The organism is Bacillus sp. NS1, from assembly GCF_058248265.1.
In genome coordinates this window covers 635,965-659,016 of record NZ_JBZAZF010000003.1, presented here as the reverse complement: position 1 = coordinate 659,016, position 23,052 = coordinate 635,965, and the positions used below count along the sequence as shown (strand labels likewise).

General features: G+C 45.1%; 24 protein-coding genes and 1 other annotated feature. Of the genes, 10 read left to right on the top strand and 14 right to left on the bottom strand.

Going from position 1 to position 23,052, the window contains the following annotated elements; translation table 11 throughout:
* The first annotated feature begins 244 nt into the window (after positions 1-244).
* Both AC4CV5_RS13855 and AC4CV5_RS13850 read left to right on the top strand, forming a co-directional pair.
* Complete coding sequence (locus AC4CV5_RS13855; protein WP_490923025.1) at positions 245-1,477, top strand: MDR family MFS transporter; 1,233 nt, start codon at positions 245-247, stop codon at positions 1,475-1,477.
* 51 nt (positions 1,478-1,528) lie between these two features.
* A complete protein-coding gene (locus AC4CV5_RS13850) occupies positions 1,529-1,687 on the top strand; it encodes a hypothetical protein (RefSeq protein ID WP_490923024.1) in 159 nt (52 codons plus the stop codon).
* Here AC4CV5_RS13850 and AC4CV5_RS13845 read toward each other — a convergent pair.
* The 5 genes from AC4CV5_RS13845 to AC4CV5_RS13825 form a co-directional block, all read right to left on the bottom strand.
* Entirely contained in the window at positions 1,684-2,070 is a 387-nt protein-coding gene (locus AC4CV5_RS13845; protein WP_085186446.1) for a VOC family protein, read from the bottom strand. The two genes, AC4CV5_RS13850 and AC4CV5_RS13845, sit on opposite strands and share 4 nt — an antisense overlap.
* 4 nt (positions 2,071-2,074) lie before the next feature.
* Complete coding sequence (gene coaA, locus AC4CV5_RS13840; RefSeq protein WP_003236785.1) at positions 2,075-3,034, bottom strand: type I pantothenate kinase; 960 nt, start codon at positions 3,032-3,034, stop codon at positions 2,075-2,077.
* A 71-nt stretch (positions 3,035-3,105) separates the two neighbouring features.
* The gene (dsdA, locus tag AC4CV5_RS13835) at positions 3,106-4,452 is read right to left on the bottom strand and encodes a D-serine ammonia-lyase (protein WP_490923022.1); all 1,347 of its coding nucleotides are present in this window, start codon (positions 4,450-4,452) and stop codon (positions 3,106-3,108) included.
* A gap of 75 nt (positions 4,453-4,527) precedes the next feature.
* Positions 4,528-5,307, bottom strand: coding sequence for an SDR family NAD(P)-dependent oxidoreductase (locus AC4CV5_RS13830; protein ID WP_490923020.1), 780 nt, complete (start codon positions 5,305-5,307; stop codon positions 4,528-4,530).
* Between the two features lie 5 nt (positions 5,308-5,312).
* Complete coding sequence (locus AC4CV5_RS13825) at positions 5,313-6,272, bottom strand: MBL fold metallo-hydrolase (protein WP_166851119.1); 960 nt, start codon at positions 6,270-6,272, stop codon at positions 5,313-5,315.
* A gap of 154 nt (positions 6,273-6,426) precedes the next feature.
* Positions 6,427-6,629, top strand: a binding site (T-box leader).
* Positions 6,630-6,673: 44 nt separating this feature from the next.
* Here AC4CV5_RS13825 and proC point away from each other — a divergent pair.
* On the top strand, positions 6,674-7,510 hold the full coding sequence (gene proC / locus AC4CV5_RS13820) for a pyrroline-5-carboxylate reductase (RefSeq protein ID WP_222143114.1): 837 nt from the start codon (positions 6,674-6,676) through the stop codon (positions 7,508-7,510).
* Positions 7,511-7,561: 51 nt separating this feature from the next.
* Here proC and AC4CV5_RS13815 read toward each other — a convergent pair whose 3' ends face one another.
* Complete coding sequence (locus AC4CV5_RS13815; protein WP_166851115.1) at positions 7,562-9,196, bottom strand: M20/M25/M40 family metallo-hydrolase; 1,635 nt, start codon at positions 9,194-9,196, stop codon at positions 7,562-7,564.
* A gap of 172 nt (positions 9,197-9,368) precedes the next feature.
* Between AC4CV5_RS13815 and namA the strand changes: the two genes are divergently transcribed.
* Both namA and AC4CV5_RS13805 read left to right on the top strand, forming a co-directional pair.
* On the top strand, positions 9,369-10,385 hold the full coding sequence (gene namA, locus AC4CV5_RS13810) for an NADPH dehydrogenase NamA (protein ID WP_326221626.1): 1,017 nt from the start codon (positions 9,369-9,371) through the stop codon (positions 10,383-10,385).
* Between the two features lie 110 nt (positions 10,386-10,495).
* Complete coding sequence (locus AC4CV5_RS13805) at positions 10,496-11,257, top strand: alpha/beta fold hydrolase (RefSeq protein ID WP_166851113.1); 762 nt, start codon at positions 10,496-10,498, stop codon at positions 11,255-11,257.
* 42 nt (positions 11,258-11,299) lie between these two features.
* On the opposite strand, the gene rpmG is transcribed toward AC4CV5_RS13805, so the two are convergent.
* Complete coding sequence (gene rpmG, locus AC4CV5_RS13800) at positions 11,300-11,449, bottom strand: 50S ribosomal protein L33 (protein ID WP_003226511.1); 150 nt, start codon at positions 11,447-11,449, stop codon at positions 11,300-11,302.
* Positions 11,450-11,529: 80 nt separating this feature from the next.
* Complete coding sequence (gene rnz, locus AC4CV5_RS13795; RefSeq protein WP_166851111.1) at positions 11,530-12,453, bottom strand: ribonuclease Z; 924 nt, start codon at positions 12,451-12,453, stop codon at positions 11,530-11,532.
* A gap of 225 nt (positions 12,454-12,678) precedes the next feature.
* Here rnz and zwf point away from each other — a divergent pair, with 225 nt between their 5' ends.
* Positions 12,679-14,148 carry a glucose-6-phosphate dehydrogenase gene (gene zwf / locus AC4CV5_RS13790; RefSeq protein WP_166851109.1) on the top strand — a complete coding sequence of 490 codons (1,470 nt, stop codon included), beginning with the start codon at positions 12,679-12,681 and terminating at the stop codon, positions 14,146-14,148.
* A 124-nt stretch (positions 14,149-14,272) separates the two neighbouring features.
* Here the strand turns inward: zwf and gnd are convergent, their stop codons facing one another.
* Together gnd and AC4CV5_RS13780 are read right to left on the bottom strand one after the other, a co-directional pair.
* Positions 14,273-15,682: an NADP-dependent phosphogluconate dehydrogenase gene (gnd, locus tag AC4CV5_RS13785; protein ID WP_490923017.1), complete on the bottom strand. Its 1,410-nt coding sequence runs from the start codon at positions 15,680-15,682 to the stop codon at positions 14,273-14,275.
* A 109-nt stretch (positions 15,683-15,791) separates the two neighbouring features.
* Positions 15,792-17,036 (bottom strand): DNA polymerase IV, encoded by a 1,245-nt coding sequence (locus AC4CV5_RS13780; protein WP_166851105.1) that lies wholly within the window; start codon positions 17,034-17,036, stop codon positions 15,792-15,794.
* A gap of 71 nt (positions 17,037-17,107) precedes the next feature.
* Between AC4CV5_RS13780 and AC4CV5_RS13775 the strand changes: the two genes are divergently transcribed.
* From AC4CV5_RS13775 to AC4CV5_RS13765, 3 genes are all read left to right on the top strand, one after another.
* On the top strand, positions 17,108-17,395 hold the full coding sequence (locus tag AC4CV5_RS13775) for a hypothetical protein (RefSeq protein WP_166854636.1): 288 nt from the start codon (positions 17,108-17,110) through the stop codon (positions 17,393-17,395).
* Between the two features lie 30 nt (positions 17,396-17,425).
* A complete protein-coding gene (locus tag AC4CV5_RS13770; protein ID WP_222143120.1) occupies positions 17,426-18,253 on the top strand; it encodes a membrane protein insertase YidC in 828 nt (275 codons plus the stop codon).
* A gap of 167 nt (positions 18,254-18,420) precedes the next feature.
* On the top strand, positions 18,421-19,149 hold the full coding sequence (locus tag AC4CV5_RS13765) for a YqjF family protein (RefSeq protein ID WP_222143121.1): 729 nt from the start codon (positions 18,421-18,423) through the stop codon (positions 19,147-19,149).
* Between the two features lie 48 nt (positions 19,150-19,197).
* Here the strand turns inward: AC4CV5_RS13765 and AC4CV5_RS13760 are convergent, their stop codons facing one another.
* Genes AC4CV5_RS13760 through mce form a run of 3 tightly spaced genes read right to left on the bottom strand, consistent with a single transcriptional unit; the run spans position 19,198 to position 22,269 of the window.
* Positions 19,198-20,313, bottom strand: coding sequence for a tripeptidase T (locus AC4CV5_RS13760; protein WP_248601981.1), 1,116 nt, complete (start codon positions 20,311-20,313; stop codon positions 19,198-19,200).
* 17 nt (positions 20,314-20,330) lie between these two features.
* Positions 20,331-21,854, bottom strand: coding sequence for an acyl-CoA carboxylase subunit beta (locus AC4CV5_RS13755; protein WP_490923192.1), 1,524 nt, complete (start codon positions 21,852-21,854; stop codon positions 20,331-20,333).
* On the bottom strand, positions 21,847-22,269 hold the full coding sequence (mce, locus tag AC4CV5_RS13750) for a methylmalonyl-CoA epimerase (RefSeq protein WP_166851096.1): 423 nt from the start codon (positions 22,267-22,269) through the stop codon (positions 21,847-21,849). Before mce ends, AC4CV5_RS13755 begins: the two co-directional genes overlap by 8 nt.
* A gap of 89 nt (positions 22,270-22,358) precedes the next feature.
* On the opposite strand from mce, the gene prli42 reads away from it, so the two are divergent.
* The gene (prli42, locus tag AC4CV5_RS13745) at positions 22,359-22,451 is read left to right on the top strand and encodes a stressosome-associated protein Prli42 (protein ID WP_041521370.1); all 93 of its coding nucleotides are present in this window, start codon (positions 22,359-22,361) and stop codon (positions 22,449-22,451) included.
* Between the two features lie 20 nt (positions 22,452-22,471).
* Here prli42 and AC4CV5_RS13740 read toward each other — a convergent pair whose 3' ends face one another.
* Positions 22,472-23,005, bottom strand: a complete 534-nt coding sequence (locus AC4CV5_RS13740) for a L,D-transpeptidase (protein ID WP_166851093.1) — start codon at positions 23,003-23,005, stop codon at positions 22,472-22,474.
* Positions 23,006-23,052: the final 47 nt, after the last annotated feature.

Here is a 23,052-nt window from a genome sequence, read left to right as displayed (position 1 = left end):
ACGCTTTTACCACAGATAAACGCCGGACATAACGTCATTTCCTTCCGAATGCTTTAACCTCAATTTCAAACAATGTAACGTCAGCCATGTGCGCCCTCCACACATGGTATATTGCAATCCATAAAGTAGGACATGTTTTATAAGCGAATGCCAATAACAAAATATTTTGAATTCCCCATTGGAGAAGGAAATTTTTTCATATATGATAGAAAAAGATCTTACAATACAGGAGAGAATACGATTCATGAAGAAATGGAAAGATATCCACCCCATCAGCTGGACAATTATCATCGGAACCATTTTCGGCAGAATGGCAACATCGATGAGCATTCCTTTTTTAGCGATTTATTTAACGGCCGTTCAAGGCGCATCTGCTTCCTATGCAGGGCTGGTCATTGCCGCAAGCTCATCAGTCGGCATCCTTGCAAGCTTTTACGGCGGATATATCTCAGACAAATTCGGCAGAAAAAACATGATGCTTGTATCCATTTTAGGCTGGATGCTGGTATTTGCAGGGTTTGCGGGGGCATCTCATCTTTGGGTGTTTTTTGTGGTAAACGCATTAAACGGTCTATGCAAATCACTGTTCGAGCCTGCTTCAAAGGCCTTGCTGTCTGATATGACAGAAGAAAAAACGAGACTGCTTGTTTTTAATTTACGCTATGCAGCTATTAATATCGGCGTTGTCTTCGGACCGGTGCTCGGCCTGTATTTCGGCTCATCGCAATCGACCGCACCCTTTTTGGTGCCCGCAGTCATTTACGGACTATACGGCCTCGTGCTTGCCATCCAATTTAAAAAACATCCATCCTTGTCAGCATCAAGCCAACCCCAAAATATGAGCGTGCGGGAAGCGTTTATGGTAACGCAAAAGGATCATCTTTTTACAATTGCTTTGATCGGCATTACACTATGCACCTTCGGCTACTCACAATTCAGTTCCACATTCCCGCAGTACATGGCGCAGAACCCCTTGATCGGTAATGGAACGAAGCTGTATGGGTTGATGCTGACATTAAACGCAATCGTTGTGTTGGCAACGCAATTTCCCATCGTCCATTTTGCAAAACGTTTTTCGCCGCTTTGCTCCCTGATGCTCGGTAATGTGATGGTTAGTATCAGCTTGGCCATTTTCACCATATCACACGGTGTTTCATCACTTGTGATGATTGTGGTGACATTTACAATCGGCGAAGTTCTTTTATTCTCTATGATGGATTTGTTTGTAGACCAGATTGCAAAACCAGGATTAAAAGGCACTTATTTTGGGGCAATCGGTTTTTCACAGCTCGGAAACGTCATCGGCCCCTGGGTCGGGGGTATATGTATAGACCTATTTGGCGCTGGCCGGCCGATTTTTGTTTTTTCTGTCCTGAGCGGCATCACCCTGCTCGGCCTGCCATTTTTAGCGTTCGCCTATCGGCAAATGAAAATGGAAATCACAAAACACCAATCCAGGCTGGAAAAGCCGCTTTAAATAAAAAAACGGGAGAGAACCAATCTCTCCCGCAACAATGAGGTGATGAACATGAATATAGGTGATATAATGTTTCAGCTGTTTGTATTTATTATATTTGCCGCTGTCATCTTTGCGGCTGTTACAGGCTTCAAGTATGCGAAAAACCGAAAAGCGCAGCTGGATCGCACTGAGAAAAAGCTGAACAGCCTGTCCGAAGATCACGATTAACAGCTTGGGGCAACGAGCTCTACCTTAATCCGGTCTGGATCCTCACAAAAGACTGCATAATGCCCGTCTCCTCCGGCAAAAGGATGCCTGTCTCGGTACAACACACGATAACCTTTTGCCGTCAATTTTTCAGTCATCTGATCGACTTGAAGCTTGGATTCAGCATGAAATGCGAGATGGTTCAGACCGACTCGGCATCTATGGTATTTCGGCTCTAGAAATGGCTCTTTCGCCTGCACAATCACTAGGTAAAAACGATCTTTCTTCCAGCTGATGCCTGAGCTCCATTTTTGATACTCTTTATAGCCAAGTTCTTTTAAGAACCAGCCCCAAAACCGCCTAGACGCCTCCAAATCAGAGACATACAGTTCGATATGATGCACAATTTCATACCCTCCTTACCAGCACTTCCTCGACCTTATGCCCGTCTCCCTTACGCAAAATGAGATCTGACCTGAATTTAGTCGGCAAGATATTTTCATATAAATTCGGCCGGTTGACACTCTCCCAAATCGAGGCCGCCATCTCATCAGCCTCCTGATCAGACAAGTCTTTGAATTTATGAAAATAAGAATCGGGATTTTGAAAAGCTGTTTCCCGAAGCAGGCGAAAACGCTCTAAATACCAAGTGAAAATCCGGCTTTCTTCCGCATCCACATAAATCGAAAAATCAAAGAAATCGGAAACAAAAATACGCGGATTTTCCCGGTCATCCTCCAAGGTGGGCGACTGAAGAACATTAATGCCTTCAATAATCACAATATCGGCCTGTTCTACAACCTCGAACACACCTTCCTCCCGGTCATAGGTGAGATGGGAATACACCGGGGCCTTTACTCTGTCTTTTCCTGATTTTAAGTCATTCAAGAATTCGAGCAGCGCCTTTACGTCATAACTTTCGGGAAACCCTTTTCGTGACATCATATTTTTCTTTTTCAGCTCGGCTGTAGGAAATAAAAAACCATCTGTCGTGATAAGGCTCACTTTAGGACGGTCCGGCAAACGTGAAAGCAGCTTTTGCAATATCCGCGCCGTCGTGCTTTTCCCGACTGCCACACTGCCGGCGATGCCGATAATAAACGGAATTTTGGCTGAATGAGGGTGCTTTAAAAAAACATTGACATGCTTATTGCGTTCGGCCGCAGACTTAACATGCAAATGAAGCAGGCGAACAAGCGGAATATAGATCGTTTCCACTTCTTCAACAGATAGATAATCATTCAGCCCTTCCACGGCTTTTGCCTCTTCTTCAGAAACAGCAATCGACAAATGTCCCCCAAAACCAGACCAAGACTCACGATTGTGCTTTGTATATAAAGTATGTAAGTTAAGCTCTTTATTTTTCACTGTTTACACCTGACTCTCTGAAGGTTAAAACCCTTACAAAGATTGTAACGGAAAACCCTTTCACTGTCTGCTTATTTTTTCATTTCGTTTTTCAGCAAATCCGCACCAATCCGGTTATACGCAGCCATTTCTTCTTTTGGAACCATGCTTCCTCCTGTTCCCCAGACGACATGTACGGCATGTTCCATATTATGTTTCTGACTAAAGCTTCTTCCTTCTTCTGTCGAAAAAAGCTGAACAGGCCCAAACATGCCGGCAAGAGCAGAGGGCTCTAAATATTTTTTTTCAGATACAGCCAGCATATGAAGCAAGGTATAAAGCGTATCGTCCTCTACTGTATAACAGCCGCTCAGCAGCGGTTCAATCAGCTTGCCGACAAATCCTGACGGCCTCCCTACGGCAAGCCCGTCAGCAGCCGTCCGATTATCCAGGCCGATATCCTGGACAGAAATCTTCTCGTGAAGGCCGGAATAAAGCCCTAACAGCATACACGGTGAATGAGTCGGTTCTGCGAAAAACACATGAACATGGTCTCCATATAAAAGCTTCAGCCCAAATGCAACACCGCCCGGCCCTCCGCCGACACCGCACGGCAGATACACAAACAGCGGCGTCTCAAGACTTGGTTGTATATTCATACAGTCAAGCTGGTTTTTTAATCGGCTGGCGGCAACAGCATATCCTAAAAACAGCTGGCGGGAATGTTCATCATCAATGAAATAACAGAATGGATCTTGTTCCGCCTGCCGTCTCCCTTCTTTCACTGCTTCACTGTAATCTGATTCATACTCCATGACAGTGACACCCTTTTGGCGAAGGAGATCCTTTTTCCACTGCTTAGCATCGGCGGACATATGCACTGTCACGCGAAATCCGAGTGTGGCACCGATGATGCCGATGCTTAATCCTAGATTTCCTGTCGAACCGACAGCAATCGAATAGCGGGAGAAAAACGCGGTAAACCGGTCTTCCTGTAAAATGCGGTAATCATCCGTTTCCTGAAGCATTCCTTCTTGAAGCGCCAGCTTTTCAGCATGCTTCAATACTTCATAAATTCCGCCCCGCGCTTTAATCGAACCTGAAATCGGAAGCTCATGGTCGCACTTTAAAAGCCATCTTCCCGGAAATGGCTGCTGATATGCCGCTTCCACCCTTTCCTTCATATGTTGCATCTCAAAAAGCGGAGACTCGATCATCCCTTTGGCATCTTTCGTCTCAGGAAACACCTCGGCAATATAAGGAGCAAACCGCCGTAGCCTTTTTTTCGCCTCTTCTATCTCACTTTCCCACTCATCTGCATGAGATAACGGGCCCTCTTTCTTGCCCGAATTTGCCCAGAATACAGGCTCTGCCTCAATCAGTTTCTGAATAAACGGATCTTTGAGCAGAACGTGAAGGGCTTCTTGATTGATTGACATTCAATATTTCTCCCTTCCTCTATAAAAAACTGCCTGTGATCATGCCAACAAGCCTCTCACTACAGGCAGTCCCATCTATTTTTTCATGAGCACACGTCCTGCCAGCTTTTCAACGAGAGCTGGAAACAGCTGATACAGCTTGGTGCCGGCACTCATTATACGCGGAAGGTTGATCTCCCGTTTGTTCGTGAATATAGCAGCTGTAATTTGAGCTGCCACGTCATCAGGATCAAGCATCCAGCGGCCGACATTTTTGACATAGTCCCCGCCTTTATCGGCAATGGAAAAAAAGTCCGTCTGAATCGGACCCGGATTGACAGTTGTCACATAAATGCCGGTTCCCTCCAGCTCCATCCGCAAAGCGTTTGAGTAGCCGAGCACGGCATGTTTTGTCGCGGAATAAAGGCTCGACTTCGGTGTTGCAATCTTCCCCGCTTGAGAAGCGATATTGATGATATGACCCTTTTTTTGCTCAAGCATTTGCGGAAGCACCGCTTTTGTACAGGCGATCAAGCCGAAGACATTCACATCAAACATCGCTTTCATGTCATCCAGTGTCGAGTCTAAAACCGTTTCAAATATACCAAAGCCTGCATTGTTGATCAGTACATCAACCGAGCCGATCTGCTCGCGGACAAGGGCGATATCCTCTAGGCGGCCGACATCCAGAGGGAATATCTCACACTGTCCGCTCCATTCCTCAGTTATCTTCCTTTTGATTTCTATCAAACGATCCTCACGTCTTGCCGACAGCAGGACATGGGCTCCTTCAGCAGCGCATAAATATGCGATTCTTTCACCGAGCCCTCCTGAAGCGCCGGTTATCCAAATCCGCTTTCCCGCTATATGTTTCACCCATTTCACCTCTTCATTGTTCTAAAGTATGCAGTATTTCCTTCCCAATATGACGTGATGGATTCTTCTGCCGCCAACACATCAAGATGCCCTGCCGTTTCTGACATCGTTAAAAATAATTCCTTTTCATACACAGCAGGAAAAAGCTGCTGACAAACCTGAAAAGCTGTCATCGGCTTTTCATCCAGCATGCGCCGCACATCCTCCGTCCTGTTTCTCTGCTTGTCAAAACGCTTCTCAATCAGCGCCTGTACGCTGGTAATCGTTTCACCGTGACCTGGGTATACGATTGTTGGATCAAGTTCAGACAGCCTTCGCAAAGACCTCTGATAATCGACTAAAGGCTTTGACCTTATGTCTCCCGTTTTCGGGGCTTCCAAAATCGGATTAGACGAGCTGTTAGCCAGCAGAAGATCGCCGCCAAGCATCTTCCCGCTTTTTTCATGGAATAGAACGATATGCGACTCAGCATGTCCAGGCATCTCCAAAACAGACCAGCCCTCAAGTCCATCAATACTCATCCCTTCTCTGACAGTTTTCGTCAGGGATCTTGTACAGGAAAATGCGTACGCTGACCGAATCAGCTTTTCTGCCTTTCCCGTATTAAACGGAACGCCTAATTCAGGCAGCAGCTTTTGAAAAAAACATTTTTGCCAATCCATAAAAGCTTGATTTTGGCTGATATAAGGTTCGTTGAACGGATGCCCAATCACTTCGATTTCATCAGAAAAGACATCAAGCAAGCCTGCATGATCAGCGTGATGGTGAGTCAGTACAACCTGCTCGATATCTGACATTTTCACATTTACAGCGGCAAGCTGTTCTTGAAGGGCTCTAACAGCCTCTTTTGTATTCGGCCCGGCATCGATCAGTGTCAGCGCTTCACCTTTTACGAGGTAAACGATAACATCGCCGACAGCAAACGGTGTCGGAACGCGGATTGCAATTACATCTTCAATTGTCATCCTATTGCTCCTTGTCTTCATTCATCATTCATATTTTAGCTTTTTCTCGGTCTTGTGTCATTATTGCCGAATGAGAAAGGCCCTTTTTGAAAAAGCTATTGACATTAGCTTGTCCGCCATTGCATAATGAACAACAAACTAAAACGAGAACCATTGGAACGCTATGACGAGGAATAGTATACAAGGCAATGGCCAAAGAGAGCGATACCCCCGGCTGAAAGGTATTGCAGCCCGCTTGTTTGTAGAACCTGCCCTCAGAGCGGTTAGGAAAACCTAAACGTTTCCCGCGTTACGGGATTTGAGCTGAGCACATTCTGTGCTAATGAGGGTGGTACCGCGAACCTTTTCGTCCTTTACGTGATGAAAAGGTTTTTTGTTGTTCTGATAAAAGGAGGATATCAATGAAAAAGATAGGATTTGTCGGCGCCGGGTCTATGGCAGAAGCAATGATTAACGGTATTTTGCAAAGCGGCATCACAAAACCAGAACATATCTATATCACAAACCGCTCAAACGACGAGCGACTGATCGAATTAAAGGAAACGTACGGAGTGCGTCCATGCAGAGATAAAAATGAGTTTTTTACTCAAACCGATATCATTATCCTCGCTTTTAAACCGAAGGACGCGGCGGAAAGCATCGACAGCATCCGTTCGTATCTCAAGGATCAGCTCGTGATTTCAGTGCTTGCAGGCCTTACAATCGAAACCATTCAGCACTATTTTGGCAGAAAGCTCGCAGTCATTCGTGTCATGCCTAATACATCAGCAGCGATCGGAAAATCAGCAACCGGATTTTCCGCAAGCGTTGAAACAAGCCAGGATGATATGGCTGCCGCAAAAGCTCTCTTGGAAACAATCGGTGATGCCACACTGGTTGAGGAACGGCATCTTGACGCTGTCACGGCGATTGCCGGCAGTGGTCCGGCCTACTTGTACCGTTATATCGAGGCAATGGAAAAAGCGGCGCAAAAAGTAGGTTTGGATAAGGAAACCGCAAAAGCACTCATTTTGCAGACAATGGCAGGGGCAACAGATATGCTCCTTCAAAGCGGCAAACAACCTGCACAGCTGCGCAAGGAAATCACGAGTCCAGGGGGTACAACAGAGGCAGGTCTTCGTGCTTTACAGGACTCCCGCTTTGAAGAAGCGATTATTTACTGTATTGAAGAAACCGCTAAACGCAGCGCTGAAATCAAAGAGCAGTTTGCCGGTGCCGCCTTAGAGAGGCATTCATAGATGAAAACACAAAGAGAGAAGCCGCACAGTGCCTTCTCTCTTTTGTTTTTCCTAAAACAGCTGGCCGGCAGTTTCTGATTGTTTTAATAGCGAGGAGATCGTAAATGAAAGCAAGTCTGGAAGCACTTCAAAGGAATAAGGCATATACAGTCTTTCCGTCCATTTGTGCGGGTCTTTTCCAGCCGGACCAACGTTCAAAACAGGGACATATAAAGCCTGATCTTTGCCGCTTGGCAGTGAATATCCTCTGTTAAAGAGCGGCATATTGCTTGTGTACGCATCAACCTCCTGCTTTTCCAGCTGTAGATAGCTTAAGTCTGAAAGTCCAGGAAAATACTGCACCTCCCGTAGCGCTATGCCGTATCTGTCAGCCGCATAATGCATAAGCTGATCAGCTGTATTTCTGATCAATTGATCGTCCTTTGATGAAACCGCCGGATAAAACGGCGGGCTGTAAAAAAGAACAATGAGCGGCGCATCCTCTTTACATAGCGAAGCAAGCTCAGATACAATTTGGGTCGAAAAATCCCTGTCTCCAAGATCTCCCCTGTTGGCAAAGACATAATTAATAGCCCGCTCTGTTTCCGAGGTTCCAGCACGCTTTTTGGCACGCGCGACCAGCTCATCAAATGTCAAAACAGTGACGGCCCTTTCAATCGGCTGAAATGACTCAAATTGCTGAAAATCCTGTGTTTTCTTCCGAATATTCGCGGCTATTTCCTCCGCCGCCTGTTCTGCTGTTTTAAGCAGCATCTGATGCAGCTTACTGGCAGAGCGTTTCATTGACAGCACATTAAATAACGTGACAGCCGTATGCGGTGTCTGAACTGAATACGCCTCTTTCAAGTCCTTTTGCATTAAATTTACCGGCGGCGGAGTGACTTCACTATCAACCTTTTCGCAATAATCCGCATTCAGTTCGAGCAAGCGGTTAATCTCAGATACCATTAAATTTGCGTTTATGCCTGAAAACGGCTCTCCGACATGGGTTTCAATCCCTTTGCAGAAAAATCCCGCAAGCACCTTGCCAATGCTTCCTGTATAAATATATTGCTGCTGATCGCCGGGATATTTTTCGAACATCGGTTCAGCATTCAAGCAAGCGGTTATTGTGATATCACGCTTTTTCTCCATTTCCTTCAGTACAGGAACCGCTTCAATCATGCCTCTTGAATTCACTTCCTCGTCAGGAACGGTAATCAACAGCAAATTCCCCTCAAATTGGCCGTTCATTGCCCGCTCCAGCATCGACAGCTGAACGGCAAGGCCCGCTTTCATATCCATCGTCCCTCTTCCGAACAGCCAGTCTCCGCTTTCAGCGTCTATTCTCACACGTTCCGGAAGCAGCTCTTTTTTCTCTAGAAAAGAGCTCAAAAGCTCAGCAGGCTTACAGGCCATATGTTTGAATTCTCCGAAATCCTCTATGTCCACGACATCAAAATGGCTCAGCAAAAGCACTGTCTTTTTGACATTCTTCTTTTTGACAAGAGCCGTTAGAAAGGATCTGCCGTCGTCCATCGGATGAAGTGTTACATCATCAGGATGTTTTTGAAAATAAGGCTTGTCCTTCAAAATAAAATAAAGATATTCTGCAAGTGCTGCCTCTCCCTTCGAACCGGTGATGCTTTCGTATTGCACAAGAGAAGTTAAAAGGGTCAGCAATTCGTCCTTCGTCTGCCAATTCATCGATCTCCGCCCCTCCTATGTATAAAAACGCTTCTAAACTGAAAAATAAAATGACTCCCTGTCTATTATACAGAAATGTTTGACAAAAACGGATCTTTTGAGCAGTTTATATGACGGGAAAGAATTGACTTGATATAATCAATCTCTAAAAACCTTACGGGAGGCGAAAGAAATGGCCAGAAAATTATTCACACCTATTACAATTAAAGATATGACGTTAAAAAACCGCATTGTCATGTCGCCAATGTGCATGTATTCTTCTCATGAAAAGGACGGAAAATTGACTCCGTTCCACATGGCACATTACATATCACGCGCAATCGGCCAGGTCGGGCTGATTATTGTGGAGGCATCAGCGGTTAACCCTCAAGGACGAATTACAGACCAAGACTTAGGGATTTGGAGCGACGAGCATATCGAAGGCTTTGCCAAACTGACTGAGCAGGTCAAAGAACAGGGGGCAAAAATCGGCATTCAGCTTGCCCATGCCGGACGTAAAGCAGAGCTTGAAGGAGATATTTTCGCTCCATCTGCGATTGCGTTTGACGAACAATCAGCAACACCTGTAGAAATGTCAGCAGAAAAAGTAAAAGAAACGATCCAAGAATTCAAACAAGCGGCAGCCCGCGCAAAAGAAGCCGGCTTTGATGTGATTGAAATTCATGCGGCGCACGGATACTTAATTCACGAATTTCTATCTCCGCTATCCAACCATCGTACAGATGAATACGGCGGCTCACCAGAAAACCGCTATCGTTTCTTAAGAGAAATCATCGATGAAGTCAAACAAGTATGGGACGGCCCTTTATTTGTCCGTGTATCTGCTTCTGACTATACAGACAAAGGCTTAGACATCGCCGATCACATCGGTTTTGCAAAATGGATGAAGGAGCAAGGTGTTGACTTAATTGACTGCAGCTCAGGCGCCCTTGTTCATGCAGACATTAATGTATTCCCAGGCTATCAGGTCAGCTTCGCTGAGAAAATCCGTGAACAGGCTGACATGGCAACTGGTGCTGTCGGCATGATTACAGACGGTTCAATGGCTGAAGAAATTCTGCAAAACGGACGTGCCGACCTTATCTTTATCGGCAGAGAGCTTCTGCGAGATCCATTCTTTGCAAGAACTGCTGCAAAACAGCTTAATACAGAGATTCCGGCCCCTGTTCAATACGAAAGAGGCTGGTAATGTCCAAAAGAGATATCCTCAACCGGATATCTCTTTTTTTATTTTTTAGAGAAACGATCAGCTCAGGTTCTCCGTCTCCCTAGTAGAACCAATTAGAGGAGATGACTCCAATGAACTCAGCTTGGATGGAAAAGACATATACAATTGACGGATGTGCGTTTCATACACAACACCGGAGAGGATCAAGCGGTGTAACGATTGTCTTTGAGGCCGGCTACGGTACTTCTTCTGAGACGTGGGAACCATTAATGGCGGACATTGATGATGAATTTGGCATTTTCACATATGACCGGGCAGGAATAGGGAAAAGCGGACAAAGCAGCACTAAACGAACAGCTGAACAACAGGTGAAAGAATTGGAGAGTTTGCTTAAAGCAGCAGATGTAAAACCTCCTTATTTGGCTGTTTCTCACTCATACGGAGCTGTGATCACCGGTTTATGGGCCTGCAAAAACAGGCGCGATATTATCGGCATGGTCCTCCTTGATCCAGCTTTAGGAGATTGCACAAGCTTCTCCTTTATTCCTGAAGAAATGCACAAAGCATACACAAGAAAGATGATGCTTGAGGGCACACATGCAGAATTTTCAAAAAGCCTGCAGGTACTCAAACAACAGCAAGTCCATTTAGGCAACATGCCTCTCCTTGTGTTGTCATCAGGTGAACGGACTGAGAAATTCTCTGCTGAACAGGAGTGGCAAAACATGCACAGCGGCATATTATCTCTATCTAATCAAAGCGGCTGGATCCAAGCTAAAAACAGCTCGCATAACATCCATCATGATGAACCTCATATTGTTCATTTGGCCATTTATGACGTATGGTGCGCAGCGTGCCAGCAGGCCGTTCCTCTTTACCAGGCAGTCAATTAACATAAAAAAAGACCGGGCCGTAAGACGCCCGGTCTTTCTTTGTTATTTTGTTTCACGATGAAGGGTATATTTCTTTAAACGCGGTGAATATTTTTTCAGCTCTAAACGGTCTGGGTTGGTGCGTTTATTTTTTGTTGTGATGTAATTACGGTCTCCCGTTTCAGTGCAAGCTAAAGTAACATTGACTCTCATATTAACATCTCCTTATAAAGCGTAATGATTACGTTTTATTATACAATGTAATTAAAGATTGTCAAATAAAAACGATTCCTTCACCCCCGCTGGACGTTTACCTCTAAGAAATCATATGCCGCCACGCTGTTAGGGAAAACGTCAGCAGCTTCTTTTTGAAGCTCCAGAGAGGCATCTCCCTGATATCTGGCGCTGATATGGGTTAAAATGAGCTTCTTCGCCCCAGCTTCTTTCGCTGTTACAGCCGCTTGTTCCGTTGTACTGTGGTAATAATCATAAGCAAGTTTCCGATCTTCCTTAGCGAATGTTGCTTCATGAACAAGAACATCACAATCCCTTGCAAGCTCTTTTAGCTTATCACTTACTCTCGTATCTCCGGAAAACACCACAGCCCTGCCCTTTTTAGGAGGCTCCAAAAAATCATTCCCATTGATGATGCGCCCGTCTTCAAGCGTTACCGTTTCGCCTTTTTTGATTCTTTGGTACACAGGTCCGGGTGGGATGTTCATTTCTTTTAATACATCCGCCTTTAAGGAACCTGGTACATCTTTTTCCTGTACACGGTACCCGAAGGCTTCTACTCCATGAATAACAGATACTGCTGTGACAATAAACTGATCGTCTTCAAACACGATTCCTTCTGCAATTTCCTTGATCACAAGCGGATATGTCAAATGGGTTTTCGTGACGGCAAGGCTTGTTTCAATAAATGCTTTGATCCCTTTAGGCCCGTACACCGTCAGCTCGTCCTCTCCCCCTTGAAAGGAACGGCTCCCCAGAAGACCCGGAAGCCCGTATACATGATCGCCGTGCATATGGGTGATGAAGATTTTTTCTATTTTACGAGGTTTAATCGTTGTATGTAAAATTTGGTGCTGCGTGGCTTCCCCGCAGTCAAACAGCCATACCGAACGCCTTTCTTCAAGCAATTTTAATGCCATCGACGTTACGTTTCTCGCCTTAGCAGGAATGCCTGCTCCCGTCCCTAAAAAAAGTAATTCCACATTTCCTTCCTCCTACTAGAACTAGTTACCTACAAGAATACAGGATCAGGCGCAAAATGTGAATCTTGCCTCTAAAAGGAACAATCCTTTCGTTCTAGAAACATTTTTACGGCATTCTGCAAAAAAAGGACTTAAATGTTTGCTTTCGTTGAATTTTAGATTTAAAATGAAGGAAATATACGGGGTGTACTAAAATAAAGCTTCGAATAAAGTGAGGTACTTTTAGTGAAAACAAACCAACAACCAAAAGCAGTAATTGTCATATTCGGCGCAACTGGGGATTTAGCAAAACGAAAACTGTATCCGTCTATTCACCGTTTATATCAAAACGGACAAATCGGAGAAGAATTTGCAGTTGTAGGAGTTGGAAGAAGACCTTGGTCTAATGAGGATCTTCGCCAAACCGTTAAAACATCCATTTCCTCATCTGCAGATAAACATATAGATGATTTCACGTCTCATTTTTACTATCACCCGTTTGACGTGACAAACCCTGGCTCTTATCAAGAGCTTAACGTATTGCTTAACCAGCTGGAGGATACATATCAAATTCCGAACAATAGAATGTTCTACTTGGCAATGGCTCCTGAATTCTTCGGAACAATTGCAAAAACATTAAAATCAGAAGGTGTTACAGCAACAACAGGCTGGTCCCGCCTTGTCATTGAAAAGCCGTTCGGCCATGATCTGCCAAGCGCACAGGCACTGAACAAAGAAATCCGCGAAGCATTTACGGAAGATCAAATTTACAGAATCGACCATTATCTAGGCAAACAAATGGTTCAGAACATTGAAGTGATTCGATTTGCCAATGCGATTTTCGAACCGCTTTGGACAAACCGCTACATCTCAAATATTCAAATTACATCAAGCGAATCACTTGGCGTTGAAGATCGTGCTAGGTATTACGAAAAATCAGGCGCCCTGCGCGACATGGTGCAAAACCATATTATGCAGATGGTTGCCCTTCTTGCAATGGAGCCGCCGATCAAATTGAACACAGAAGAAATCCGCAGCGAAAAAGTGAAGGTGCTGAGAGCGCTGCGCCCTATTGCCAAAGACGAAGTGGATGAGTATTTTGTGCGCGGACAATATCAAGCCGGTGAAATTGATGGTGTGCAGGTTCCTGCTTATACAGATGAAGATAATGTCGCTCCTGACTCCAATACAGAAACCTTTGTTGCAGGCAAGCTCTTGATCGACAACTTCAGATGGGCTGGCGTTCCATTCTATATCCGCACCGGAAAACGAATGAAAGAAAAGTCCACAAAAATCGTCGTTCAATTTAAGGACATTCCGATGAACCTGTACTACGGCAATGAAAACAATATGAATCCAAACTTGCTCGTCATCCATATTCAGCCTGACGAAGGCATTACGCTTTACTTAAACGCTAAAAAGCTTGGCGGAGCAGCACACGCACAGCCAATCAAGCTGGATTATTGCAGCAATTGCAATGACGAGTTGAACACCCCTGAAGCGTATGAAAAACTTATTCATGATTGTCTTCTTGGCGATGCAACAAACTTTGCACACTGGGATGAAGTTGCCCTTTCTTGGAGCTTTGTCGATTCCATTTCTGAAACATGGGCAGCAAACAAAACCTTATCTCCTAACTACGAATCAGGCTCTATGGGACCGAAAGAATCAGATGATCTTTTGGCGAAAGACGGCTTGAACTGGTGGAATATATAAAACGAAAAGCGGAAAATGCTCACAAGCATTTTCCGCTTTTTTGCGGTTGTCAAGACTGCCATATCCCTTAAGGCATTCCAGCAAAAAACCCCCAAAGCCCTTAGGTTTTGGGGGTTTCTATTGATTACTTCATCCATTCAGTGTGGAAGATACCTTCTTTATCTGTACGCTCATAAGTATGAGCGCCAAAGTAGTCACGCTGCGCTTGAATTAAGTTTGCAGGCAGTACAGCTGTGCGGTAGCTGTCATAGTAAGCTAATGCGCTTGAGAATGATGGGACCGGCACACCTTGAGAAACGGCAAGTGAAATCACTTGGCGAAGCGCTCCTTGGTAGCTTTCTACAATATTTTTGAAGTAGCTGTCAAGAAGCAGGTTGTCAAGCTCAGGTTCGCGATCATAAGCTTCTTTGATCTTCTGAAGGAATGCCGCGCGGATGATGCAGCCCCCGCGGAAGATCATAGCGATTTCGCCATATTTCAGATCCCAGTTATATTCTTCAGAAGCAGCTTTCATTTGGGCAAATCCTTGCGCGTAAGAACAGATTTTACTCATAAATAGCGCTTTTCTGACCGCTTCAATCAGCTCTTCTTTATTTTCTGTCACAGGCTTCACTTCTGGTCCTGAAAGAAGTCCGCTCGCTTTCACACGCTCTTCCTTCATAGCTGAGATAAAGCGTGCGAATACAGACTCAGTAATAATCGGAAGCGGAACACCTAAGTCAAGCGCGCTTTGGCTTGTCCATTTTCCTGTTCCTTTTTGTCCTGCTTTATCAAGAATCACATCAACAAGCGGTTTGCCTGTCTCTTCGTCTTTTTTTGTAAAGATGTCAGCCGTAATCTCAATTAGATAACTGTCAAGCTCGCCTTTATTCCATTCAGCGAAAACTTCATGAAGCTCATCAGCTGAAAGGCCGAGCACCTGTTTCAAAATGAAGTAAGATTCAGAGATCAGCTGCATATCTCCGTACTCAATACCGTTGTGCACCATTTTCACATAATGGCCTGCACCGTCTGGACCGATATATGTCGTACAAGGTTCTCCGTCAACTTTTGCAGAAATCGCTCCAAGAATCGGTTTCACAAGCTCATGTGCTTCTTTTTGGCCGCCAGGCATGATAGAAGGCCCTTTAAGCGCTCCTTCTTCTCCGCCGGAAACGCCTGTTCCGATAAAATGAATGCCGCTTTCAGCGAGTTCTTTGTTACGGCGCTGTGTGTCTTTATAGTATGTATTTCCGCCGTCAATTAAAATATCATCCTTCTCTAGATGAGGAAGAAGAGATTGAATTGTCGCATCTGTTGCAGTTCCCGCTTTAACCATTAATAAGATTTTGCGCGGTGTTTCCAAGGATTGAACAAACTCTTCAATGCTGTATGTGCCAACAACATTTTTACCTTTTGCCTCCTGCAGAAACTCCTCAGTTTTACTGCTTGATCTGTTGTAAACAGAAACAGAAAATCCCCGGCTTTCGATATTTAAAGCCAGATTTTTACCCATGACCGCAAGTCCGATAACGCCGATTTGTTGTTTTGACATATTCTAACGTCCCTTCTGCAAACGTTTAATCATTTTAAAATTTAAATTAAAATAAAATGATATTTATAATAAAGAAATTACCATACTTCTCCCCCTTTTTTCAAGCTATTCAACTTTTCTTTTCATCCTGAAAAAAATCTTTATTAAAGCTTGTTCCTTTCGTTTTGCTCTCCTCTTTTTTTATCCTTGCCCCTTTTCTGATCAGCTTGGAGCCGTACTTTTCATTCAGCTTTTCCATTGTCTGCTGAATGGGCTCATCCTTCGCATCTTCATTAAAGCTGAACAAGTCGAGCTGTTTATAGGCCTGTTCTTTTTCTACTAAATCCGTTCCGGTAATGCCAAGCAGCCTGACAGGATTTTTATTCCAATGTTTAAAAAAGAGGTGCTCTGCTTCTTTCATAATTTCATTTTTTTGATCGATCGGATTTTTCAGCGTGATGCTTCTGGTGATGGTTTTCCAATCTGCATATCTAATCATAATAAATAGCTTCGAAGCCATGACTTCCTTGCGCTGTAAGCGGTCACTGACGGAAGCGGCCAGTTTTCTGAAAACGCCTAACAGCTCTTCTTCATCACTGGAATCATGTGAAAGCGTCGATGAGTTGCCGACGCTTTTAAATTCGTAAATGCGCTCCGGGTCAACTGGCGCATGGTGAATGCCATTTGCTTTATTTTTAAGGCGCGGCCCATTGATGCCAAGCAGGCGCTTCAGCGAGTGTTCATCAGCTGCAGCTAACTCTCCAATCGTATGAATGCCGAGTCCCTTCAGCTTTTCCGCTGTCTTTTTGCCAACTCCGTGCATCTCTCCAACAGGAAGCGGCCAAAGGATATCAGGCACTTGTCTCTTTCTTAAAATCGTGATGCCAAGCGGTTTTTTCATATCAGACGCCATCTTAGCGAGAAATTTATTCGGCGCGATCCCTATGCTTGACGGAAGCAGCAGCTCTTTTTGCAGCCTGATTTGGATTTCTTTTGCAGTCTCAAGTGCGCGGCTGCTGTATGGTGTATCGGTCATGTCCATATAGCCTTCGTCGATGGAGACAGGCTCCACCAGGTCAGTATATTCACGGAGGATGTTAAACATTGCTCTTGAAGAGCTTCTATAGCGGTCAAAGTTCGGCGGAAGAACGATGAGCTCAGGACAATTGCGCTTCGCTTCCCAAACCGGCATCGTTGTTTTAACGCCACGCGCTCTTGCTTCGTAGCTGCATGTCACCACGATGCCCTTTCGCTCCTTTACGTTTCCGGCAACTGCGACCGGCTTCCCCCGGAGGGCCGGGTCATATGCCATTTCCACCGATGCATAGAAGCTATTCATATCAATATGGAAAATAATTCGGCCATTTCCCGGCATAAATAAAACTCCTTTTCGTTATTAGACAACGGCTTGTACATATAGTAAAATGAAGGTATTGAATGGATGTGATTATAATGTTTGTGGAATCGATAAATGACGTTTTATTCTTAGTCGATTTTTTCACAATTATTCTTCCGACCCTGACGGCAATCGGGATTGCGTTTCTCTTACGAGAGTGCCGTGCCGGCGAGCAATGGAAATCAAAACGAACAGATGAACACCAGACGGTCTTTCAAATTAACCGAACAGACTTTCTTATTATTATATATCATCGCATTACAACATGGATACGTAAAGTCTTCCGCATGAATTCGCCTGTAAATGATGATGAAGACGTCAGTTCCCTTCTTTTATAAACCGCATTTATAAAAAGGAGGAGAACAAAATTGTTAAAAACATATCAAAAACTTTTGGCTATGGGTATCTTTTTGATCGTATTATGCTCGGGCAATGCTGCGTTTGCGGCGACTAATCAGGTGGGAGGCCTCAGCAACGTCGGTTTTTTCCACGATTATTTAATCGAACCGTTTTCCGCTCTGCTTAAGGGTGTTGCCGGGCTGTTTCACGGAGAATACGGACTGTCTATTATTCTTGTCACCATTATTGTGCGTGTCGTTGTACTGCCTTTGTTTGTCAATCAGTTTAAAAAACAGCGCATATTCCAAGAGAAAATGGCAGTTATTAAACCTCAGGTTGACAGCATTCAGGCCAAATTGAAAAAAACGAAGGACCCGGAAAAGCAAAAAGAACTGCAAACGGAAATGATGAAGCTTTATCAAGAGCACAATATCAATCCGCTTGCCATGGGGTGTCTCCCAATGCTGATTCAGTTTCCTATTGTGATTGGGTTTTATTACGCGATTCGCTCTACACCTGAAATTGCGTCACACTCGTTTTTATGGTTCAGTTTAGGACAATCTGACATTCTCGTGTCTCTTAGTGCGGGAGCAATGTACTTTATCCAGGCCTATGTCGCTCAAAAACTGAGCGCGAAATATTCCGCTGTCCCGCAAAACCCGGCGGCACAGCAATCTGCAAAACTGATGGTGTTCATCTTCCCTGTGATGATGACGATTTTCTCGCTTAATGTTCCGGCAGCCCTTCCGCTGTACTGGTTCACAAGCGGGCTGTTCCTGACAGTACAAAACATCGTCCTTCAGATGACGCATCATAAAAGTAAAAACGCCGCTGCTCTTACTGAGGCGGTAAAATAGCGTAACAACCCCGAGCGAAAAGCCGGGGTTGTTTTTTGTTTCACCCGCACCCTTTTTCGGTCATGGCAGAGGCGAAAATGGCAAACCTAAAAAACAGCCGTATCGTTTAAAAAGAAGGAAACAGGGAATACCTTATACTCACATCTAACTGAAAGGAGCGCATGTATGTGACGGAACGCTCTCAGCAAAAAAACATTTCTGTACCTGAAGGAAGCTGGATCATGAGACAAACCTGGAATGATGTCTTATTTGCCCACTGGCCAGTTGATGTTACTATCCTTCGCGCTTTAGTACCGCCGGTTTTAGAATTAGATACATATAACGGACAAGCTTGGATCAGCATGCTTCCCTTTATGCTCACGAACCTGAGGGCGCGTTTTCTCCCTGCCATTCCCGGTGCGCGTGCGTTTCCTGAGCTTAACCTCCGCACCTATGTCACTTATAAAAGCAAACCCGGCATTTACTTTTTCAGCTTAGATGCTGATCATCGGCTGGCGGTTCTGGGCGCTCGCACGTTCTTTCATTTGCCTTATTTTCACGCTGATATGAAAGCTGAAAAAAACGGTGATGGCATTGAGTATGTCAGCAAGCGGAGAGACGGCGGAGAAGCGGCATTCCGCTGCGCATACCGGCCTATTTCAGCTCCTTTTACAGCGGAAGAGGATTCACTCGATTATTGGCTGACGGAACGATACAGACTCTACACCACCTATCGAAACAAGCTCTATTACGAAGACATTCATCATCATCCTTGGCTGCTGCAAAATGCCGAGGCCGAGTGTTCCGTCAATACGGTGGCTGATGCTCACGGCATTACACTTCAAGAGTCAGACCCTTTGCTTCATTACGCTAAAAAACAGGACGTGTTATTTTGGCCGCTTAGGCAATGGCGCTGAATGCAAGAAAAAACCCGATGCGCGCAAGCGCACTCGGGTTTTCTATTTTTATTTTGCCGCCTCTTCAATAATGGCAACAACCATTTCTGCCGTTTTAACGAGTTCTTCGATCGGCATTTTTTCATTCTTTGTATGAATTTGCTCGTAACCGACAGCAAGGTTGACCGTCGGGATGCCATGACCTGCAATAACGTTCGCGTCGCTTCCGCCGCCGCTTGTTTGCAGCTCGCTCGGACGTCCGATTTTAGCAGCCGCTTTTTTCGCGATTTCAACAACTTGGTCGCCGTCTTGGTATTTGAAGCCCGGATACATAACTTCAATTTCGACTTCTGCGCGTCCGCCCATATCGGCAGCGGCCTCTTCAAAAGCAGCTTTCATTTTTTGAACCTGAACTTCCATCTTCTCAGGAACTAAAGAACGTGCTTCAGCAAGAATATGGACTTCGTCGCACACAATGTTTGTTTGTGTGCCGCCTTCAAACCGGCCAATGTTTGCTGTTGTTTCTTCATCGATACGGCCCAATGGCATTTTTGAAATGGCTTTGCTTGCGATTGTAATGGCTGAAATGCCTTTTTCAGGTTCAACCCCGGCGTGTGCGGTTTTCCCGTAAATTGCCGCTCTTACCTTTGCCTGTGTCGGCGCGGCCACAATGATATTTCCGACTTTCCCGTCTGAGTCAAGGGCATAGCCGTAAGAGGCTGTGATCATAGAACGGTCAAGCGCCTTCGCTCCGATCAGTCCTGACTCCTCGCCTACTGTGATAATGAATTCAATTGTGCCATGTTCAATGTTTTCTTCTTTCAGCACTTTTATCGCTTCAAACATTGCAGCCAGCCCCGCTTTATCATCAGCGCCTAAAATTGTAGTGCCGTCTGTTTTGACATAACCGTTCTCTACAACCGGTTTTACTCCGTTTCCAGGTACCACTGTGTCCATATGGGATGTAAAATAAATGGTATCTGTTTGTTTTGTTCCTTTTAATGTGCAGATCAGGTTTCCGGCTCCGTGGCCAGTGATGTCCATTGTATCGTCTTCTTTTACGTCCACACCTAAATCAGAAAATTTTTGTTTCAGCACTTTGCAGATTTCTGCTTCGTGTTTTGTTTCTGAGTCAATTTGGACAAGCTCTAAAAATTCTTCCAGCAGGCGTTTTTCATTCACCATTTGTAAGTCCCTCCATGTTAAAGCGGTATGTTACCGTGCTTTTTTTTCGGTCTCTCTTCTGTCTTATGTGCAAGCATGTGAAAAGCTTGAATCAGTCTTTTCCTTGATTCTTCCGGCAAAATAATGTCATCGACCATTCCGCAGGCCGCCGCTTTGTATGGGCCGGCGTTTTGCTTTTTGTATTCAGCTGTTTTTTCGCGTTTTGTCTTTTGCGGGTCGGCTGAAGCTTTTATTTCCTTTTCATACAAAATTGATACCGCACCTTCTGATCCCATCACTGCGATTTCAGCATTCGGCCATGCAAACACAAGGTCCGCTCCGATTGCTTTGCTGTTCATAGCGACATAGGCGCCGCCATACGCTTTTCTGATAATGAGCGTGACTTTTGGGACGGTCGCTTCTGCATAGGCAAACAATATTTTTGCTCCGTGCCTGATAATTCCGTTATGCTCCTGCTGAACACCGGGCAGAAACCCCGGAACATCCTCGACAGTTAACAACGGTATGTCAAAGGCGTCGCAAAAACGGATGAACCTCGCTGCTTTATCAGCAGCGTCAATCGTCAGGCTGCCCGCCAGGTGCTTTGGCTGGCTCGCCACGATGCCGACCGTTTTTTTACCCAGCCTTGCAAACCCGATGACAATGTTTTTCGCAAAAAACGGCTGAATCTCAAAAAACGACTGCGGATCAGCCAGCTCCTTAATCACCGTCCGAACATCATACGGCTTTGTCGTATCAGCGGGCACAAGACGGTTTAATAATGGTCTGGATGCCTCTTTCTCAGGTAGCGGCGCTGCTGTCTGGCCATTCAGCGGCAAATAAGACAGCAGTTTTTTCACTCCTGTCAGAACCTCCTTCTCCGTATGTCCGGAAAAATGGGCGTTTCCGCTGACGGCATTATGTATCCCCGCTCCGCCTAAGCTCTCCGCATCAACCTGTTCTCCTGTCACTTTTTCAATCACCTTCGGCCCGGTAATAAACATCCGGCCTGTCTGTTCAGCCATAAATATAAAATCTGTGAGTGCCGGAGAATACACAGCGCCTCCAGCGCACGGCCCTAAAATAACCGATATTTGCGGAATGACTCCTGAATATAAGACGTTTCGGTAAAATATGTGACCGTATCCATCTAATGATACCACACCCTCTTGAATTCTCGCACCACCTGAGTCATTCAGCCCGATAATCGGCGCCTTATTTTTTGCTGCCATATCCATCAGAGCGCAGATTTTTTGGGCATGGGTTTCGCCAAGTGCCCCGCCGAACACTGTGAAGTCCTGCGCAAATACATATACAGAGCGGCCATCAATCGTCCCGTATCCTGTCACGACCCCATCCCCTAACACGCGCTGTTCTCTTGTTAATACTTGACTTTCCATGAAGGGATGTAATTCGAAAAAGCTGTCCTGATCAAGAAGAAACGTGATCCTTTCCCGAGCGGTGAGCTTTCCCTTTTTCCGCTGCTGGGCCAGCTTTTCATCTCCTCCGCCTTGTTCTGCCTGCCTGCGTCTCGTGAATAAATGATTAATATGCTCATTCATGTTCATTGGTTTGGTCTCCCTTCGGTTCGCAGAGCTCTACAAGAACGCCGTTTGTTTCCCGCGGAGAAAGAAATGCGATTTTTTTCCCGTTTGCTCCCTGTCTTGGGTACTTGTCAATCAATTGAACTTGCCGGTCAGACAATACCTGAAGCTTTTCAGATAGGTTGTTGCACAAAAACGCAATATGATGCAGTCCCTGCCCTTTCTTCTCCAAAAAGAAACAAACGGGGCTGTCAGGTGTCAACGGCTCAATCAGCTCCAGCTTGATGCTTCCCGCTTGAAAAAAAGCAACATTCACCTTTTGCTCTTCAACCATTTCCTGATGAAGAAACGCAAGCCCCAATACATCTTCATAAAAGTGTCGCGCTTCTTCTATCGAAAAAACGGCTATCGCGATATGGTCAAGCCTATTCATCTCAATCCCTGCCTTCCGCCAATAGATATCGCTTGTCCGCCCATTCAAAACACGCTAAAATATAGACAGATTGTCTAAGGAGTGAAATCATGTCTCAAAAACTGATGAAAAGCGTTTTGATTGTGATTTTGGGAGTTTTTATTCTTTCAACTGTACTCTCAGGAATCATCATGTTTTTATAACGATAAAAAAGCAGGCGGCCTTATTGAATGGGAACATCCTGCTTTTTTATCAGAGCTTTATGCTCAACGGCAATCTCCTCAAAAGAACGGGTGTCGTCTGTAATCAGCACTCTCGTTCCCACCGGAATCGTTTGAAACAGACGAACGACCTCATCGTTATGCATACGTATACAGCCGTTAGACACAAATTTTCCTATTGATTCTTCCCGGTTTGTCCCATGAATTCCGTAAATCCGTCCGTCTGTTCCTTTCGCGTCAAATCCGATCCATCTTGCCCCAAGCGGATTGTCTGGAGATCCCCCTTCAATATTTTTCTTTCTGTAGTAAGGATTCACCGCTTTAACTGTTATCGAAAATTCTCCCTCTGGCGTCAGATCGTCTGTTTTTCCGGTCGCCACACTGTACACGCCTTCTATTTTATTGTCGAGGATGACAGCAAGTTCGTTTGTTCTCTTGTTGACAATGACATACGGATCGCCCGGCAGCGGATTTTCGCCGAGAGGCCAAATCGGAGAAATCATCATCATAAAAATCGAACATAAGAAAAAACGCATAAGCTCCTCCTTTTTCATTAGGTTGACCAATGAAGGAAGAGCTCATG

Bases quoted from the DNA above. Each gene is read 5' to 3' on its own strand.
- gnd (WP_490923017.1), bottom strand. From the start codon at position 15,682: ATGTCAAAACAACAAATCGGCGTTATCGGACTTGCGGTCATGGGTAAA.
- AC4CV5_RS13855 (WP_490923025.1), top strand. From the start codon at position 245: ATGAAGAAATGGAAAGATATCCACCCCATCAGCTGGACAATTATCATC.
- mce (WP_166851096.1), bottom strand. From the start codon at position 22,269: ATGAATAGGCTTGACCATATCGCGATAGCCGTTTTTTCGATAGAAGAA.
- AC4CV5_RS13760 (WP_248601981.1), bottom strand. From the start codon at position 20,313: ATGGTGAATGAAAAACGCCTGCTGGAAGAATTTTTAGAGCTTGTCCAA.
- dsdA (WP_490923022.1), bottom strand. From the start codon at position 4,452: ATGTCAATCAATCAAGAAGCCCTTCACGTTCTGCTCAAAGATCCGTTT.
- AC4CV5_RS13850 (WP_490923024.1), top strand. From the start codon at position 1,529: ATGAATATAGGTGATATAATGTTTCAGCTGTTTGTATTTATTATATTT.
- AC4CV5_RS13825 (WP_166851119.1), bottom strand. From the start codon at position 6,272: ATGACAATTGAAGATGTAATTGCAATCCGCGTTCCGACACCGTTTGCT.
- prli42 (WP_041521370.1), top strand. From the start codon at position 22,359: ATGTCTCAAAAACTGATGAAAAGCGTTTTGATTGTGATTTTGGGAGTT.
- AC4CV5_RS13755 (WP_490923192.1), bottom strand. From the start codon at position 21,854: ATGAATGAGCATATTAATCATTTATTCACGAGACGCAGGCAGGCAGAA.
- AC4CV5_RS13740 (WP_166851093.1), bottom strand. From the start codon at position 23,005: ATGCGTTTTTTCTTATGTTCGATTTTTATGATGATGATTTCTCCGATT.
- rpmG (WP_003226511.1), bottom strand. From the start codon at position 11,449: ATGAGAGTCAATGTTACTTTAGCTTGCACTGAAACGGGAGACCGTAAT.
- AC4CV5_RS13815 (WP_166851115.1), bottom strand. From the start codon at position 9,196: ATGAATTGGCAGACGAAGGACGAATTGCTGACCCTTTTAACTTCTCTT.
- namA (WP_326221626.1), top strand. From the start codon at position 9,369: ATGGCCAGAAAATTATTCACACCTATTACAATTAAAGATATGACGTTA.
- AC4CV5_RS13805 (WP_166851113.1), top strand. From the start codon at position 10,496: ATGAACTCAGCTTGGATGGAAAAGACATATACAATTGACGGATGTGCG.
- AC4CV5_RS13780 (WP_166851105.1), bottom strand. From the start codon at position 17,036: ATGCCGGGAAATGGCCGAATTATTTTCCATATTGATATGAATAGCTTC.
- proC (WP_222143114.1), top strand. From the start codon at position 6,674: ATGAAAAAGATAGGATTTGTCGGCGCCGGGTCTATGGCAGAAGCAATG.